This window comes from Companilactobacillus mindensis DSM 14500 (assembly GCF_001434275.1).
GTDB classification, from domain to species: domain Bacteria; phylum Bacillota; class Bacilli; order Lactobacillales; family Lactobacillaceae; genus Companilactobacillus; species Companilactobacillus mindensis.
This window is the reverse complement of record NZ_AZEZ01000008.1, coordinates 18,113-34,971: the sequence shown is the minus strand read 5'-3', so window position 1 is coordinate 34,971 and position 16,859 is coordinate 18,113. Positions and strand designations below refer to the sequence as shown.

Annotated in this window: 15 protein-coding genes; 9 read left to right on the top strand and 6 right to left on the bottom strand. The window is 38.6% G+C overall.

Features of this window, described 5'->3' with window-relative positions:
* Positions 1-90: 90 nt before the first annotated feature.
* From FD29_RS01690 to rpmH, 6 genes are all read right to left on the bottom strand, one after another.
* Positions 91-1,161, bottom strand: coding sequence for an extracellular solute-binding protein (locus FD29_RS01690; RefSeq protein WP_057887256.1), 1,071 nt, complete (start codon positions 1,159-1,161; stop codon positions 91-93).
* A 140-nt stretch (positions 1,162-1,301) separates the two neighbouring features.
* Positions 1,302-3,209, bottom strand: coding sequence for a tRNA uridine-5-carboxymethylaminomethyl(34) synthesis enzyme MnmG (gene mnmG, locus FD29_RS01685; RefSeq protein ID WP_057887255.1), 1,908 nt, complete (start codon positions 3,207-3,209; stop codon positions 1,302-1,304).
* Between the two features lie 14 nt (positions 3,210-3,223).
* Positions 3,224-4,615 carry a tRNA uridine-5-carboxymethylaminomethyl(34) synthesis GTPase MnmE gene (gene mnmE, locus FD29_RS01680; protein ID WP_057887254.1) on the bottom strand — a complete coding sequence of 464 codons (1,392 nt, stop codon included), beginning with the start codon at positions 4,613-4,615 and terminating at the stop codon, positions 3,224-3,226.
* 144 nt (positions 4,616-4,759) lie between these two features.
* Positions 4,760-5,602 (bottom strand): membrane protein insertase YidC, encoded by an 843-nt coding sequence (gene yidC, locus FD29_RS01675; RefSeq protein ID WP_057887253.1) that lies wholly within the window; start codon positions 5,600-5,602, stop codon positions 4,760-4,762.
* A 35-nt stretch (positions 5,603-5,637) separates the two neighbouring features.
* Positions 5,638-5,979 carry a ribonuclease P protein component gene (gene rnpA, locus FD29_RS01670; RefSeq protein WP_057887252.1) on the bottom strand — a complete coding sequence of 114 codons (342 nt, stop codon included), beginning with the start codon at positions 5,977-5,979 and terminating at the stop codon, positions 5,638-5,640.
* Positions 5,980-6,046: 67 nt separating this feature from the next.
* A complete protein-coding gene (gene rpmH / locus FD29_RS01665; RefSeq protein WP_057887251.1) occupies positions 6,047-6,187 on the bottom strand; it encodes a 50S ribosomal protein L34 in 141 nt (46 codons plus the stop codon).
* A 500-nt stretch (positions 6,188-6,687) separates the two neighbouring features.
* Between rpmH and dnaA the strand changes: the two genes are divergently transcribed.
* The 9 genes from dnaA to rpsR all read left to right on the top strand — a co-directional run bounded on the left by dnaA (position 6,688) and on the right by rpsR (position 16,795).
* Positions 6,688-8,064 carry a chromosomal replication initiator protein DnaA gene (gene dnaA / locus FD29_RS01660; protein WP_057887250.1) on the top strand — a complete coding sequence of 459 codons (1,377 nt, stop codon included), beginning with the start codon at positions 6,688-6,690 and terminating at the stop codon, positions 8,062-8,064.
* A gap of 158 nt (positions 8,065-8,222) precedes the next feature.
* The gene (gene dnaN / locus FD29_RS01655; RefSeq protein WP_057887249.1) at positions 8,223-9,359 is read left to right on the top strand and encodes a DNA polymerase III subunit beta; all 1,137 of its coding nucleotides are present in this window, start codon (positions 8,223-8,225) and stop codon (positions 9,357-9,359) included.
* Positions 9,360-9,597: 238 nt separating this feature from the next.
* Positions 9,598-9,807, top strand: coding sequence for a S4 domain-containing protein YaaA (gene yaaA, locus FD29_RS01650; protein WP_057887248.1), 210 nt, complete (start codon positions 9,598-9,600; stop codon positions 9,805-9,807).
* Positions 9,808-9,811: 4 nt separating this feature from the next.
* Positions 9,812-10,933 carry a DNA replication/repair protein RecF gene (gene recF / locus FD29_RS01645; protein WP_057887247.1) on the top strand — a complete coding sequence of 374 codons (1,122 nt, stop codon included), beginning with the start codon at positions 9,812-9,814 and terminating at the stop codon, positions 10,931-10,933.
* Positions 10,933-12,882, top strand: coding sequence for a DNA topoisomerase (ATP-hydrolyzing) subunit B (gyrB, locus tag FD29_RS01640; protein WP_057887246.1), 1,950 nt, complete (start codon positions 10,933-10,935; stop codon positions 12,880-12,882). The genes recF and gyrB overlap by 1 nt, the downstream gene beginning before the upstream one ends.
* A gap of 16 nt (positions 12,883-12,898) precedes the next feature.
* Positions 12,899-15,388, top strand: coding sequence for a DNA gyrase subunit A (gene gyrA, locus FD29_RS01635; RefSeq protein ID WP_057887245.1), 2,490 nt, complete (start codon positions 12,899-12,901; stop codon positions 15,386-15,388).
* Between the two features lie 200 nt (positions 15,389-15,588).
* Entirely contained in the window at positions 15,589-15,885 is a 297-nt protein-coding gene (rpsF, locus tag FD29_RS01630; protein ID WP_057887244.1) for a 30S ribosomal protein S6, read from the top strand.
* 37 nt (positions 15,886-15,922) lie between these two features.
* On the top strand, positions 15,923-16,537 hold the full coding sequence (ssb, locus tag FD29_RS01625) for a single-stranded DNA-binding protein (RefSeq protein ID WP_057887243.1): 615 nt from the start codon (positions 15,923-15,925) through the stop codon (positions 16,535-16,537).
* 21 nt (positions 16,538-16,558) lie between these two features.
* The gene (gene rpsR / locus FD29_RS01620) at positions 16,559-16,795 is read left to right on the top strand and encodes a 30S ribosomal protein S18 (protein WP_057766455.1); all 237 of its coding nucleotides are present in this window, start codon (positions 16,559-16,561) and stop codon (positions 16,793-16,795) included.
* Positions 16,796-16,859: the final 64 nt, after the last annotated feature.

Here is a 16,859-nt window from a genome sequence, read left to right as displayed (position 1 = left end):
TCAATCGATAAACGGCGGAATATCGATTCTTTTTAAGTTGTTCAGGGTAAAGAAGGGCCGTGTCGCAAGCGACACGGCCCTTCCGATTTTTTATACAAAAATTTCATTCCAACGTTTATTAAAAGTCGTCCGATGTTCATTCAAATAACTGTAATCAAGCGTCACAAGCGCATCCAATCCATATGTAGAAAAATTGGCGTCACTCTTTTGTGCTTCTTGATTGACTGGCAACTCATTCATCGTTTTAGAAACCCGGCTCTGTACTGATTGGGCAATACGATTATCCAAATACTTGTAAGCTGCGGCCTTATTCTTAGTTCCTTTTACAATTGAGAGCATCCGATAATTTGCATAATTGTCAGGACCCCAGACGGATAATTTTAATTTAGGATTATCTTGTCTCATCGTTATAGCGGTTGTACTATCAACAATTGCCATATTAATTTGCTTAGTCTCGAATTGTTTCTTTAAATCTGCCATATTTCGATAAAGTTTTGCATTGGGTTGCAATAACTTCAAAGCCCCAAAAGCTGGATTTCCATCATCTTCAATAGAGTGGCCAACATAGGAACTGGTACTTTTATATTTTACATAGTCATCCCCCATGTAGATCATTGCTGATTCCAAAGGCAACGTACTGTCCGGAAGAGCTATCTTTTGAAAGTTTGCTTGGTCCCACAACTCGCCTAAGAAGTCGACTGCACTAGCCGTTTCTGGATCGTAAATTATATTAGTGGCTTCTACCATATAAGGAATACTATTAGTTTTTCTAGCTAATTTTTGATTATCACTTGATAAATATTTGAAATTCCGTAACTTTTTAAAATCTAATTTTTCTAACTTGCCATCGTCATTATTTGTAACGGCGTTACTCTGCAAAAATTCAATCACATCAGCTTTTTTGGAAGAAATTTTAAAGTTATTTTGTAACGATAGCTTGGGTTCAATGATCCCATTTATTTTTATTTTGGTCTTCTTTTCAAACGGATTCCAAACATTTTCACCCAGCTTTGCTTTAGAACTTTCTGCTGTGACGACAGTTAATTGTGGCCCCCGTTTAGCAACAGCACTGACAATAATTATGCTGGCGAGAATAAATACAATAATTGTGGTTGCTACAATCGTTATAACGCTATTCTTGTGCTGCCTTTTTGATGTCATAATGAGTTCTCCCCTTGTTGTTGCTCTCTTTTCCATCAGACTATCATATTTCCAAAATTACCACAGTAAAAATGGACAAAAAAATAGCTCATCCAAAAAAACTGGATAAGCTGTTTTAATACAAGTTTTCAAATTATTTATTATTTTGCTTCAGGTAATTTAGCAATTTTACCACGTTCGATATAGACGCTTAAAATACCAAGGTCAGCTGGATTGACTCCACTGATACGACTTGCTTGGGCGATAGTTGAAGGATTGATCTTCGTCAACTTTTGAACCGCTTCGGTAGCTAAACTATCGATCTTTGTATAGTCGATACGATCAGGGATCTTCTTAGCTTCCATCTTCTTGAGACGTTCGATACGCATCTTTTCCTTCTTGATATAACCGTCATACTTCGTAGCAATTTCAACTTGCTCAGCGACACGGTTGTCAACTGGATAGTCTGCTTCGCCTACCATATCAATGATATCAGCATAGTGTACTTCAGGTCTTCTCAAGAAGTGATCGGCCAAAATACCATCTTTCAATGGTTTCAAGTCATGTGCCTTTAAGAATGGCAAGGCTTGTTTTGGTGTGATCATCTTGTGTGCTAAACGGTCAAGTTCCTTTTTGATAGTCTCACGTTTCTTGTTAAAGGCGTCATAACGCTCTTGGCTGATCAAACCTAATTCATAACCTTTGTCAGTCAAACGAAGATCAGCGTTATCGTGACGCAAGATCAAGCGATATTCAGCACGACTTGTTAAGAGACGGTATGGTTCGTTAGTACCCTTAGTAACAAGGTCATCGATCAAAACACCGATATAAGCTTCATCACGGCGCAATACGAATGGATCTTTGCCTTGGGCACGTAAAGCGGCGTTGATACCAGCCATAATACCTTGGCCAGCAGCTTCTTCATAGCCGGATGTTCCGTTCATTTGACCAGCGGTAAAGAGATTCTTAACGATTTTTGTTTCAAGATTTGACTTCAATTGCCATGGTTCGATGACATCATATTCAATCGCATATCCAGGACGCATCAATTTGGCATTCTCCAAACCAGCAACAGAGTGCAACATCTTCAATTGGATTTCCTCAGGCATTGAAGTCGAGAAATCACCAACGTAATACTCTTGAGTATCCTTGCCTTCTGGTTCAAGGAAGATTTGGTGTCTTGGCTTGTCAGCAAAACGAACAACCTTATCTTCGATTGAAGGACAGTATCTTGGACCAACACCCTTGATAACACCGGAGAACATTGGAGCGCGGTTAAGGTTTTCACGGATGATCTTGTGGGTTTCAGCGTTGGTGTAAGTCATCCAACATGAAATTTGGTGTTGAAGATAACTTGAATCTGGTGTTTCGAACGAGAAGTGATTTGGTTCCTTGTCACCAGGTTGTTCGATCGTATCATCAAAGTTGATCGTGTTCTTGTTAACACGTGGAGGCGTACCAGTCTTGAAACGAGTAAGTTTAAAACCATGCTTTTCCAAATCTTCTGACAACTTGATTGAAGGGATACTGTTGTTAGGACCTGATGAATACATCAATTCACCGATGATGATCTTGCCACGTGATGATGTTCCAGCTGTCAAAACAACTGATTTAGCGTGATATTTAGCCCCTGTAGCCGTTACGATACCTTTGCAGACGCCATCTTCAACGATCAACTTTTCAGCCATACCTTGACGAAGAGTCAAATTAGGTTCGTTTTCCAAAACATCTTTCATTACACGGTGGTACATGTTTTTATCAGCTTGGGCACGCAATGCACGAACAGCAGGGCCTTTACCAGTATTCAACATCCGCATTTGAATGTATGTCTTATCGATATTGCGACCCATTTCGCCACCAAGAGCATCGATTTCACGGACAACGATTCCTTTGGCTGGTCCACCAACTGAAGGGTTACATGGCATGAAAGCTACCATATCCAAATTGATTGTTACTAATAATGTCTTTTGGCCCATACGAGCAGATGCCAAAGCAGCTTCTGAACCCGCGTGACCAGCACCTACAACGATGACGTCATAAGTCTCTGAATCAAATTCCTTAATTTCCATCTTTTCACCTATACCTATTTTCCTAAACAGAATTGCGAGAATAACTGTGTGATCAATTCATCTTGATAACTTTCACCAGTAATCTCTCCTAGAGTGTCCCAGCAAGCCGTCATATCGATTTGTACGAGATCGATAGGCATTCCTGCTTCAATTCCTGAAATAACGTCATTGAGGCTATTTTTAGCCTTACGAAGCAAGCCTGCTTGACGAGCACTTGTAATAATGACGTTAGTACTGCTGTTTTCTTCAATACCAGCATTGAATATTTTACTGATCGTCTGTTTGATCAACTCGATGCCATCATTTTTAATAGCCGAAGTTTGCAAAATGATATCGTCAGCCTTTAATTGCACAACTGAATTAGGTGTGATCATTGGCATCAAATCATTCTTGTTGAAAATAACGATTCGACGTTTATCAGCTGTTGCATCGAGCAATTCGATATCGTCATCTTCCAATTCGCGACTGGAATCCAAAACTAGGATCACTAAATCAGCTCCATTCAAAGCTTTCTTCGAACGTTCAACCCCAATTTTTTCGACTTTGTCATCTGTATCACGAATTCCGGCTGTATCGATCAATTTCAAAGGTACACCGTCGATATTGACATATTGTTCGACCACATCCCGGGTCGTTCCAGCGACATCAGTTACGATAGCTTTATCCTCATCCAAAAGACGGTTCAAAAGACTAGATTTACCTACGTTTGGTTTACCCACAATGGCTGTGGCTAACCCATGCTGCAAGATTTCCCCACTGTCAGCAGTTTTCAACAGGCTGTCGATACTTGTGCTGACTGTTTTGGCCTTTTCTAAGAGCATCTTCGTAGTCATTTGGTCAGTATCGTATTCAGGATAATCAATGTTAACTTCCACTTGAGCCAAAGAATCTAGGATCTCTTGACGCAAATTAGAAATCAAATGGTGTAGATTTCCATCCAATTGATTGACAGCAACTTGCATAGCTTTGTCAGTTTTGGCACGGATCAAATCCATAACCGATTCAGCTTCAGTCAAATCGATTCGCCCATTTAAGAAGGCACGTTTGGTAAATTCACCTGGTTCGGCCATTCTTGCTCCATATCCAAGCAAAAGTTGGAGAACTTTATTAGTTGCAACTATACCCCCATGGGTATTTATTTCCACAACATCTTCGCAGGTAAAAGTCTTTGGTGCCCGCATTACTGAGACCATTACCTCATCAACTAAAGTATTATCAGCAGGATCGATAATGTGTCCGTAATTTATTGTATGGCTAGCTACTTTAGCTAAGTCACGTCCTTTAAAAATCTTTTTAGCAACTGTTATCGCCTGATCTCCGGATAAGCGGACGATGGAAATAGCACCTTCCCCAGGAGGAGTCGAAATAGCTGCAATCGTGTCATATTCAGTTACTGAACTTGGCATAATAAGCTCCCTTCTCTATTTTTGAGCATAAAAAAAGTGCATAATCCGCCAATTATTTGACGGAAAAGCACCTTGACTACTTTTCTATATACTATGAGCAATTAATTTCTAAAATATCTTAACGGCATTTTAGTTAATTGTCAATTATTTACGTTTCTTATATACGCGTTTCTTAGCTTTTCTAAGTCGACGTTCTTTTTCTTTCTCAGCTTCAGCAGCTTCACGTTGTTCACGACGATACTTGAACGGATTTTGGAAAGCCAATGTCTGAAGAACTTGGAACGCATTAGTGATTACCCAGTAAATAGTAATCGCTGATGGGAATGTCAACGCTGGCACGAAGATAAAAATCGGCATAACCCAAGTCATGATCTTCGTTGTAGCATTTTGAGTTGGCTGTGAGTAGCTGGAGATGTATGTACTCAAGAAAGTAAATACAGCCGCTAGGATAGCCATGATGTAATATGGATCAGCTTTACCAAGTTGCATCCACAAGAAAGTACCATTACGCAATTGCGTAGTCTTGTAAATGGCTTGATACAAAGCAAACATAACTGGCAACTGAACGACTAATGGTAAACATCCAGCAACCGGATTTACTCCAGCTTCACTGTATAGCTTTTGCGTTTCTTCACGTAGTTTTTGTTGAGTGTCAGTATCTTTAGCAGAATATTTGTCTTGAAGAGCCTTCATTTGTGGTTGGATCTTCATTTGCTTATTCATACTTCTGATTTGCAACCAGTTAAGTGGCAACAAGATAACTCTAATAATTAGAGTAAAGATAATGATGGCCCAACCATAGCTATTATTAACTAATGAAGCCAACCAGAGGATAAATCTCGAAAAACTATACAGAATATAGTGATCCCAGAATCCTGTACTACTGCTTGTGATCGGCTCATTTAAGTTGGAACATCCACTCAAAACCAAGACAACACTAAGTAGCAGCGCGATACCTATGTATTTCTTTAAGCTTTTTTTATTCACTTTTGCACCTTATAGTTTTTTATTAAGTTACTACTCTATTCTAATACATTACCTAATTTCAATAAATGCACGATGTTCTTTTTTGTCTCAAACATATCTAAATCGACAGATGGCTTTCTTGCAATGATCAAAAAATCCAATTCGGCTGGGATCTCAGGTTTCAATTCCAAGAGTGATTGACGCACGTATCGTTTGATACGATTACGGCCTACCGCTGTATGCGAAACTTTCTTCCCGACTGAAAGTCCTACACGCCAATGCTTTTGATCATCCTTAGGCATCTTATATAGAACAAAGTTGCGATTAGCAACGGAATCCCCGTTGGAATAGACATATTGAAACTCATTTTCTTTTTTAATACGATAACTTTTTCTCATATGTCACCAGACTACCTTTGCTTTGTAATAAAAAAAGACCACCAAAATGTTCAGTGATCCTTCAAAACTAAGCTGATAATACTTTTCTACCTTTTCTGCGACGTCTTGCTAGAACCTTGCGACCATTGCTAGTACTCATTCTCTTCATGAAACCATGGACGCGTTCACGATGGCGTTTCTTAGGTTGGAATGTTCTCTTTGTAGTCATCAATAAACCTCCTGACTCTTTTTTATATTAAATTTCTTACACTTCTTCAGACAATTGCTTAACTATAATATCATGTTATTGCAAATTTTTAAATAACTATTTCCCTATTAATGTAATTTTCTTTGAAGAAGTTTTTCGCAAAATTATTGTGGAAAAAAGTTAATCAATTTAATAACTCACATTATCCACAGGGCTATTAACAAACTTTTCCAACAAAAAGTTTTACTGTGATTTTGTTTTCCACAGGGCAGTGGATATCTTGTTTTTTCTTTGTAACACTTGATAACAAAGGATTCTACATACTTGTGAATTGTTGATAACTTTGTGGACGGATTTTACCTCTTCATATTATCCACAGGGCTGTGTATTTACTAATCACCAGCTGTTATTTCTCTCAAAAATAAACATGTGTTCTGTGGAAAACTGATTGATAAAATGATAGACTATAAAATGTCATTTTAGGGAAAAAATTATCCACAACCACAGATTGGGGGGAAATAATGCAAAATATAAATAATTCTACTGATCCAAAACTAACTGAATTTTGGGATTATTTTACAAACAAGCTCAGATCCGAATTGACATCTGTCAGCTACTCAACTTGGGTTGAAAGTGCCAATCCTTTGCATATTGAAGGCAACAATATTTATATTTCCGTACCTACTAAGCTCCATAAGGACTATTGGGAACGAAATTATACGGAAAAAATTGCTATCTATTCATATGAATTCAATGGTCTTGAATTAAATCCCATCATTGAAAACGATGAAGACAACACAAAAAAAGAGGAGCAAGAAATCACTCCTCAAGTAAAGAATTCTTCTGACTCCGGTGTGCCAAAGCACGTCTTTCATAACTCACACTTGAATCCTAAGTATACTTTCTCATCATTTATTGTCGGTAGTGGCAATCAAATGGCACATGCGGCAGCTTTGGCTGCGGCCGAAGATCCAGGTGGCGTCTATAATCCATTATTTATCTACGGTGGCGTTGGTCTTGGTAAGACACATTTGATGCAAGCTATCGGACACCAAATGATCAAACTTGATCCATTGGCTAAAGTTAAATACGTTACCAGTGAGACCTTCACGAATGACTTCATCAATGCTATTCAGATGGGGACTCAAGAGGCCTTTCGCCAAGAATATCGCAACGTCGATCTACTATTAATAGATGACATTCAGTTCTTTGCCAAAAAAGAGGGGACTCAACAAGAGTTTTTCAATACCTTCAATGAACTTTACGAAAACGGCAAGCAAATCGTAATGACTTCCGACCGTTTACCTAATGAAATCCCTGAATTACAAGCTAGATTGGTTTCCAGATTCACTAGCGGTTTGTCTGCTGACATCACTGCACCTGATTTGGAGACCCGAATCGCTATTTTACGCAATAAAGCTAAAGCCGAACATCTCGAAATTCCAAATGACACTTTATCCTATATTGCAGCCCAGATCGACACTAACGTGCGTGAATTAGAAGGCGCCTTGATCCGGGTCCAAGCTTATTCCACAACCAAAAATACCGATATTACTAAGTCAGTCGCGGCAGATGCTTTGAAGGCTTTCAAATTATCCAACGACAAGAAGGGCTTATCGATTTCTAAGATCCAAAGCAAAGTTGCTAAGTTCTATCACGTTTCCGTCCAAGATCTCAAAGGAAAGAAACGGGTTAAATCGATCGTTGTCCCTCGGCAAATCGCCATGTACTTGTCGCGAGAGATGACTGATCGGTCTCTTCCACAGATTGGCATGGAATTTGGTGGAAAAGATCACACCACTGTGATGCATTCTTGTGATAAAATATCCGAGTTGCTCATAAAAGATGTCGATCTGAAACGATCCATCAATGAACTGAAAGATGACCTCAGAAATTAACATGTGAATAACTCAGAACTTTTCCACAGTTATCCACAATTGTTAATAACATCTTTTTTTCAAAGCCTCTCTAGGCTCACAGCAGTTTTCCACAGAATTAACAGAGCCTATTACTACTTCTATCTTTATATTAATTAATTAAAAAAGGGAGTTACCAAATGAAATTTTCTATTGACCGTGCTAGATTCATAAATCAAACAAGTAATGTTCAAAGAGCAATCTCTACTAAGACTACTATTCCTATTTTGACAGGTATGAAATTGGACCTTACGGAAACAGGTCTAACAATTACTGGTAGCAATTCTGATATTTCAATCACATCATTTATTTCTAAAGACGATGCAGATAACGATTTGAAGATTGAAAGTGTTGGTTCAATTGTTTTACCAGCTAGATTCTTTAACGAAATTATTAAAAAGCTTCCTGGGGATAACTTTAAGCTCGAAGTTTTAGACAACAATCAAACTTTGATCACATCCGGTGTATCTGAATTTACTATCAACGGATTAGATGCCGTTAATTATCCACATTTACCGGATGTTGAAACTGACAATCAATTAGTTTTACCCACAGATGTGTTCAAAGAAGTTGTTAACCAAACAGTTATCGCTGTTTCTACACAAGAAAGCCGTCCAGTATTAACAGGTGTTAATTTCTTGATCACCAGTGAAGGTCTTACAGCCGTTGCTACCGACAGTCACCGTTTATCACAACGTAAGATCAACCTTACAAGTGACGAAGATTATAATTTAATTATTCCTGGTAAGAGTTTGACTGAATTAGTTAGAACGCTTAACGATTCTGTCAAAGAAGTTTCAATGTCCATCTCTGAAAACCAAGTACTCTTCAGTTTTGACAACATCATGTTCTACTCAAGATTGCTAGACGGAAGATATCCTGAAACTGATCGTTTGATTCCAGACGAATCAAATACTCGTTTGACATTCGATTCATCAAAGATGTTATCTTCAGTTGAACGTGCTTCACTTCTTTCACATGAAAGTCGCAACAACGTTATCAAACTTGAAATTAAGGCTGTTGATAAAAAAGCTACTCTTTACGGTAATTCACCAGAAGTTGGTACTGTTGAAGAAGTTCTCGACTGTGAAAGCATCGAAGGGGACGATTTGGAAATTTCCTTCAACCCTGATTATCTAAAAGATGCATTGAGATCATTCGGCAGCAATACCATGATTGAAATGAGTTTCACATCGCCACTTCACCCATTTACTTTGAGACCAGTGGAAGATAGTGATAATTTTGTACAATTAATCACTCCAGTCCGGACATTTTAATGTGAAATAGCAAAAATAGACTGACTTTTCGGTTCAGTCTATTTTTTTTGCTTTATTTGCTTGAAAGCGAGAAATTTGCGCTGGGACTTTTTAGAAGTGATTTTAGTGGGTGGATACTCATATCAGCTAAAATCGCTCAAATCGTACGATATTTGGTTCTGAGTTGTTTTTCATTGTGAAAACAACTATAATATTAGTATGTCATTAATGGATAAATCTAATAAATAGGGTGTTGAAAATGTCTGAAAAAATCAAACTAGAAACTGAATTTATTACGTTAGGTCAATTATTAAAAGACGAAGGTGTCATCGCAACTGGTGGACAAGCCAAGTGGTTCTTACGTGAGAATTCAGTGCTAGTTAATGGCAGTCCTGAGGATCGTCGTGGTAAGAAATTACGCACAGGTGATGTAGTTGTTGTCGGTGATCAATCTTTTGAAATTGAATAATTAGATGTACGTCAAAGAACTCAAACTTCAAAATTATCGCAACTACGAATCCTTAAACGTCGATTTTTCCCCAAGTATCAACGTATTTTTAGGGGAGAATGCTCAAGGCAAGACTAATTTATTAGAGGCTATGTACTTTTTAGCGTTAACTCGAAGCCATCGGACATCAAATGACAAGGATTTAATTAAGTGGGGCAGTGATTTTGCAAGAATCTCCGGCACAGTGATCAAAGATAATTCCAGTCGTCTGAAATTATCTTTGGTCATTAGCAAGTCTGGTAAAAAAGCTAAATTGAATAATTTAGAACAACGTAAATTATCCAGTTATATCGGTAATTTAAATGTTGTTCTTTTTTCGCCAGAAGACCTTTCGATCGTGAAAGGAAACCCCGGTATTCGCCGCAAATTCATTGATATGGAATTTGGCCAGATGTCTTCACAATATTTGAAGACAATGAGTCAATTTCGGTCAGTTTTAAAACAACGGAATGCATACTTAAAAAAACTTCAGCATCGTCAAGCTACCGATATGATCTACTTGGATGTTTTATCCGATCAGTTTTCAGCTTTTTGTGCGGAAGTTGTTTTTTCGCGTTTGCAATTTTTACAAAAGCTGCAAGAACATATTGAAACCATTCATGAAAACATAACTGAAGGCAATGAAAAATTAAAAATTGTTTACAATACATTTTTCAAAACTGATGGGAAAACTCTTGAAAATATCTATGACGTTTTCAAAGATAATTTCACTAAAAATGTTCAAAAAGAAATTCAACGTGGCGTGACGCTCTATGGGCCTCATCGTGACGATATTAAATTTCTAGTGAATGGTAAGAATGTACAAGATTTTGGCTCTCAAGGTCAGCAACGTTCAGTGGCTTTGAGTTTGAAACTGGCAGAAGTTGAGTTGATCAAAGATCAGGTTGGCGATTATCCGATACTTTTATTGGATGATGTTTTATCCGAATTGGATCACAAAAGACAAACCCATTTATTGTCATCGATCAAGCATGGAATTCAGACCTTCATTACAACAACGTCAATCGACGATGTGGATCCTGAATTAGTTAAAAATCCTAATATCTTAATTATAAATAATGGCAAAGTTCAACAGGAGGAGATTTAATGGCTGAAGACAGAAAAGCTGAGCTGGAAAAGAAAGAAGAAAAAGTCGAAGAATATGACGCGAGTCAAATTCAAGTTCTTGAAGGACTAGAGGCTGTTCGTAAACGTCCTGGTATGTATATTGGGTCTACTAGCAAGCAAGGTTTACACCATCTTGTTTGGGAAATTATTGATAATGGTATTGATGAAGCTCTAGCTGGTTTCGCTACGAAGATCGAAGTTACTGTTGAACCAGATAACTCCATTACTGTTACTGATGATGGCCGTGGAATTCCTGTGGATATCCAAAAGAAAACAGGCAAGCCAGCTTTGGAAACAGTTTATACAATTTTGCACGCCGGTGGAAAATTCGGCGGTGGCGGTTATAAAGTATCTGGTGGACTTCACGGTGTTGGTGCGTCGGTTGTTAATGCTTTAAGTAGTGAATTGGACGTTGAAGTTGTTCGTGCCGGTAAACGTTACGGTATTGACTTCAAACGTGGCAAAGTCAATCACGCTATGCACATCATCGGTGATGCGGGTGAATTTGAACATGGAACTAGAGTTCACTTTGTGCCCGATCCAGATATCTTTACCGAAACCACAGTTTACGATGACAAAGTGTTAACAACTAGAATTCGTGAACTAGCTTTCTTAAATAAGGGCTTAAAATTAACATTTACAGATAAAAGAGCAGATACAGCTGAAAAATTAGTTTTCCACTATGAAGGTGGAATCAAGAGTTATGTTGAGTTCATGGACAAGGACAAGGAAGTTCTGTTCGATCAACCAATTTATCTTGAAGGTGTTCAAGACGGTATCACAGTTGAAGTTTCACTCCAATATACTGATGAATATCACACTAATTTGATGACTTTCGCTAATAATATCCACACCTATGAAGGTGGAACGCACGAAGTTGGTTTCAAGACGGCTTTGACAAGAGTTATTAACGATTACGCTCACAAAAATAAACTATTAAAAGATACTGAAAAATTATCTGGTGAAGATGTTCGTGAAGGAATGACAGCCGTTGTTTCGATCAAGCATCCAGATCCACAATTTGAAGGTCAAACGAAGACAAAACTTGGTAACAGTGATGCCAGAACTATTACGGATAGATTGTTCAGTGAACATTTCAGTAAATTCTTGATGGAAAATCCTGACGTTGCTAAAAAGATTGTTGAAAAAGGTTCTCTAGCAACTAAGGCGCGTTTAGCTGCTAAGCGTGCCCGTGAAGTTACGAGAAAACAAAACGGTTTGGAAATCAGTAACTTGCCTGGTAAGTTAGCTGACAATGCCAGTAAAGATCCTGAAATTTCAGAATTATTTATCGTCGAGGGTGATTCAGCCGGTGGTTCCGCAAAGACTGGTCGTTCACGTTTGACCCAAGCCATCTTGCCAATTAGAGGTAAGATCTTGAACGTTGAAAAAGCTTCAATGGACAAGATTTTGGCTAACGAAGAAATTAGAACTTTGTTCACAGCGATGGGGACTGGCTTCGGTGAGGACTTTGATATTTCCAAAGCTCGTTATCACAAGGTTATTATCATGACCGATGCCGATGTCGATGGTGCTCACATTCGAACATTGTTATTAACATTGCTTTACAGATATATGCGTCCGGTTGTTGATGCAGGATACGTTTATATCGCCAAGCCACCTTTGTATCAAGTGCGTCAAGGTAAGATGATGAGATACTTCGATACAGATAAAGAAAAAGATGACTTTGTGGAACAACTACCACCTAAGCCAGAACCAAAGATCCAACGTTACAAGGGTCTTGGTGAAATGGATGCGGATCAATTGTGGGAAACTACTATGGATCCTGACAAGAGAAGATTGGATCGAGTAAATCTCGATGATGCGATTGAAGCTAACAAGATCTTCTCCATGTTGATGGGTGACAAAGTTGAACCTAGACGTGAATTCATTGAAGCTAATGCGCGTTATGCAGAAGTAGATTATTAGGGAGGATGGCAATTTAATGGCAGATCACAGAATAGAAAATGTTAACTTGACAGAAGTCATGAAGAACTCTTTCGTTGACTACGCTGCCAGTGTTATCGTGTCACGTGCGTTACCTGACGTCCGTGATGGTCTCAAACCAGTTCATCGCCGTATTCTTTATGGTATGAACGAGTTGGGTGTTACACCTGACAAGCCATACAAGAAGAGTGCCCGTTTCGTTGGGGATATCATGGGTAAGTTCCACCCCCACGGGGATTCGGCTATTTATGAATCAATGGTTAGAATGGCGCAGGATTTCAGTTATCGTTATCCACTAGTTGATGGACACGGTAACTTTGGATCAATCGATGGTGATCCACCTGCTGCTATGCGTTATACCGAAGCACGTATGAGCAAGATGGCTGTGGAAATGTTGCGAGATATCAACAAGGACACAGTTGACCTTGTGCCTAACTATGATGGTGAAGAAAAAGAACCAATGGTACTTCCTGCTCGTTTCCCAAACCTTTTGGTCAATGGAGCAACTGGTATCGCCGTTGGTATGACAACCAATATTCCATCGCACAACTTAAAAGAAATTATCGATGCGCTTCACATCTTGATGAGAGATAAAGATGCAACTGTCGCTGATTTGATGAAAGTTGTTCCCGGACCTGATTTCCCAACTGGTGGTATCATCATGGGCCGTTCAGGTATTAGAAAAGCCTATGAAACTGGTAAAGGTACGATCATTCTTCGGGCTAAAGTTGACGTTGTTACTAAAAAGAGTGGCGCTGAACAAATCATTATTACTGAACTTCCATACATGGTTAATAAAGCTCGTCTTGTGGAAAGAATTGCTGAATTGGCTCGTGAAAAGAAGCTTGAAGGTATTACTGATCTAAACGATGAATCTGACCGTGAAGGTATGCGTATCGTCATTGATCTTCGTCGTGATATGAGTGCTTCGGTTGTTTTGAACAACCTTTATAAGTTGACACAACTTCAAATTTCTTATGGTATCAACATGGTTGCTATCGTGGGTAAGACGCCTAAGGTCTTCTCATTGAAAGGCATCTTAGTTGAATACTTGAAGCACCAAGAAATTGTTATCAGAAGAAGAACTGAATTTGAATTGAAACGTGCCAAAGCTCGAGCTCACATCCTTGAAGGTTTGAGAATTGCTTTGGATCACATCGATGAAATCATCAAGATCATTCGTAGTTCAGAGACTTCTGCTGTTGCTAAACAAACCTTGATGGATAACTACAAGTTATCTGACAAACAATCTCAAGCTATCCTTGATATGCGTTTGGTTCGTTTGACAGGTTTGGAACGTGAAAAGGTCGAAGCAGAGTATCAAGACTTGTTAGTTAAAATTGCTGACTTCGAAGATATTTTGGCTAAACCAGAACGTGTTGATAAGATCATTTATGATGAATTGCTGGAAATTCAAGAGAAATTCGGGGATGCCAGAAGAACGGAAATTCGTGCTAGTGAAGTTGCTAACATCGAAGATGAAGACTTGATCGAAGAAGAAAATATCTTGATCGTCTTGACGCACAATGGCTACATCAAACGTTTATCTGCGGATGAATTCCGTGTTCAAAATCGTGGTGGTCGTGGTGTTCAAGGAATGGGAATTCATGATGATGATTTCATTGAACAAATGATCTACACATCAACCCATGACCGTCTCTTGTTCTTTACCAACGCTGGTAAAGTTTACCGGATCAAAGGTTACGAGGTTCCTGAATATGGCCGTACAGCCAAAGGAATCCCGGTTATTAACTTGTTGAATATTGAAAAGGGTGAAAAGATCGAAACAGTTATCAATGTTGATAAAGATGTCGATCGTGACAGCTCCTTCTTATTCTTCGTAACTAAATACGGTACGGTTAAACGTACACCAGTTAATGACTTTGCGAATATTAGACATTCAGGTTTGCGTGCCATTACTTTGAAGGATGAAGATGAACTCAACAACGTCTTCTTAACTGATGGCAGTAAAGTTATCATTATCGGTACTCACAAAGGTTATGCCGTAACGTTCAGCGAATCCGATGTTCGTCCTATGGGAAGAACTGCGGCCGGTGTTCGTGGTATCAAACTTCGTGATGAAGATTATGTTATCGGTTCATCAATTGCCAAAGAAGGCCAAGAAATCTTAACTATCTCTGAAAAGGGTTATGGTAAGAGAACTGCTGTTGAAGAATATCCTGTAAAGGGACGTGGCGGTAAAGGTATCAAGACTGCTAACGTTACTGAAAAGAATGGTCCTATCGCCGGCTTGAGTGTGGTTGATGGAACTGAAGATATTATGTTGATCACTGACAAAGGTGTCATGATCCGTTTCGAGGTACAGAGTGTATCGCAAACCGGCCGTGCTACTCTTGGTGTCAGATTGATCAAGGTTGATGACGATTCAATCGTTTCAACAATGACAAAGGTTGCCCATGAAGATGATGAAGCAGACTCAACTGATGAAGCTAAAGAACCTTCAGACAATGAAAATAACGAAGAGTAAATAAAAATAATCGTTTCTGCGTATTTTAATCTGTAACCCAAAAGGGATACGTGTCAGGCAGAAACGATTTTTATTTTGATTTGTTCTAGTAATTAGACAGAATTTATGATAAACTAATAAGCCGTGAGTATAAAATGTAGTTAATTTATGCTCCTTGTTCCTCAATTGGAACCATTAGACCATAAGGAGGTGTACAGTCAATGGCTGAAGCACATTACGAAATCACATATATCATTAAACCTGATATGGAAGAAGACGCAAAGAAAGTATTGATCGATCGTTACGATAAGATTCTTACTGACAACGGCGCCAAAGTAATCGACTCAAAAGACTGGGAAAAGAAACGTTTAGCATATGAAATTGCAAACTACAAAGAAGGTATTTACCACATTGTAAACGCAACTTCAAACGATGATGCAGCAATTAACGAATTCGACCGTCTTTCAAAGATCGACGATAACATTCTTCGTCACATGATCGTTAGACGTGAAGACTAGACTTGTTTCACGTGAAACATTATAAGGAGGCAGATAAATGATTAATCGAGTAGTTTTAGTTGGACGCCTGACACGTGATCCTGAATTGAGATACACTGCCAATGGTGCAGCGGTTGCCAGTTTTACAGTTGCTGTAAACCGTCAATTTACCAATTCAAATGGTGAACGTGATGCCGATTTTATCGGTTGTACTATTTGGAGAAAAGCTGCCGAGAACTTCGCTAATTTCACTAAGAAGGGCTCTCTTGTAGGTATCGATGGACGTATTCAAACAAGTTCATACGACAACCAACAAGGTCAAAGAGTTTACAGAACAGACGTAGTAGTTGAGAACTTCTCATTGCTTGAATCTCGTGCTGAAAGTGAAAGACGAAATTCTTCTGAAGGCAACAATAATTCAAATCAAGCACCTAGCTACAATAATTCAAACCAATCTAATTCGTCTTCTTACGGAAACAATAACAGTAATAACAACAGTTACTCCAATAATGGAAGTAACGGTAACAATTACAACAATAATAGTAATAACAGTAACAATTCAAATAGTAACAATAACAACAATCAATCTAACAGTTCCAACACCAATATGAGCGATCCATTTGCTGACAACAGTAAACCAATCGACATATCTGATGATGATCTACCATTTTAAAATAGAAGGGAGCAATTAATAATGGCCCAACAAAGAAGAGGCGGACGTAGAAGACGTAAAGTTGACTTCATCGCTGCTAACCACATCGAATACATCGATTACAAAGATACAGAATTACTAAAGAGATTTATCTCAGAACGTGGTAAGATTCTACCTAGACGTGTTACAGGTACAAGTGCTAAGAACCAACGTAAACTTACAATCGCTATCAAGCGTGCAAGAATCATGGCTCTATTACCATTCGTTGCTGAAGACTAATTCTTCATATTAAAGATCACATTCAGGTGGTCTTTTTTTTATGCGTTCTTACTGCATTAGCAGT

Excerpts from the sequence above, each read along its gene's own strand:
- rpsF (WP_057887244.1), top strand. The coding sequence starts at position 15,589 with ATGGCTGAAGCACATTACGAAATCACATATATCATTAAACCTGATATG.
- rpsR (WP_057766455.1), top strand. The coding sequence starts at position 16,559 with ATGGCCCAACAAAGAAGAGGCGGACGTAGAAGACGTAAAGTTGACTTC.
- mnmG (WP_057887255.1), bottom strand. The coding sequence starts at position 3,209 with ATGGAAATTAAGGAATTTGATTCAGAGACTTATGACGTCATCGTTGTA.
- gyrA (WP_057887245.1), top strand. The coding sequence starts at position 12,899 with ATGGCAGATCACAGAATAGAAAATGTTAACTTGACAGAAGTCATGAAG.
- dnaA (WP_057887250.1), top strand. The coding sequence starts at position 6,688 with ATGCAAAATATAAATAATTCTACTGATCCAAAACTAACTGAATTTTGG.
- gyrB (WP_057887246.1), top strand. The coding sequence starts at position 10,933 with ATGGCTGAAGACAGAAAAGCTGAGCTGGAAAAGAAAGAAGAAAAAGTC.
- rpmH (WP_057887251.1), bottom strand. The coding sequence starts at position 6,187 with ATGACTACAAAGAGAACATTCCAACCTAAGAAACGCCATCGTGAACGC.
- dnaN (WP_057887249.1), top strand. The coding sequence starts at position 8,223 with ATGAAATTTTCTATTGACCGTGCTAGATTCATAAATCAAACAAGTAAT.
- ssb (WP_057887243.1), top strand. The coding sequence starts at position 15,923 with ATGATTAATCGAGTAGTTTTAGTTGGACGCCTGACACGTGATCCTGAA.
- FD29_RS01690 (WP_057887256.1), bottom strand. The coding sequence starts at position 1,161 with ATGACATCAAAAAGGCAGCACAAGAATAGCGTTATAACGATTGTAGCA.
- recF (WP_057887247.1), top strand. The coding sequence starts at position 9,812 with ATGTACGTCAAAGAACTCAAACTTCAAAATTATCGCAACTACGAATCC.
- rnpA (WP_057887252.1), bottom strand. The coding sequence starts at position 5,979 with ATGAGAAAAAGTTATCGTATTAAAAAAGAAAATGAGTTTCAATATGTC.
- mnmE (WP_057887254.1), bottom strand. The coding sequence starts at position 4,615 with ATGCCAAGTTCAGTAACTGAATATGACACGATTGCAGCTATTTCGACT.
- yaaA (WP_057887248.1), top strand. The coding sequence starts at position 9,598 with ATGTCTGAAAAAATCAAACTAGAAACTGAATTTATTACGTTAGGTCAA.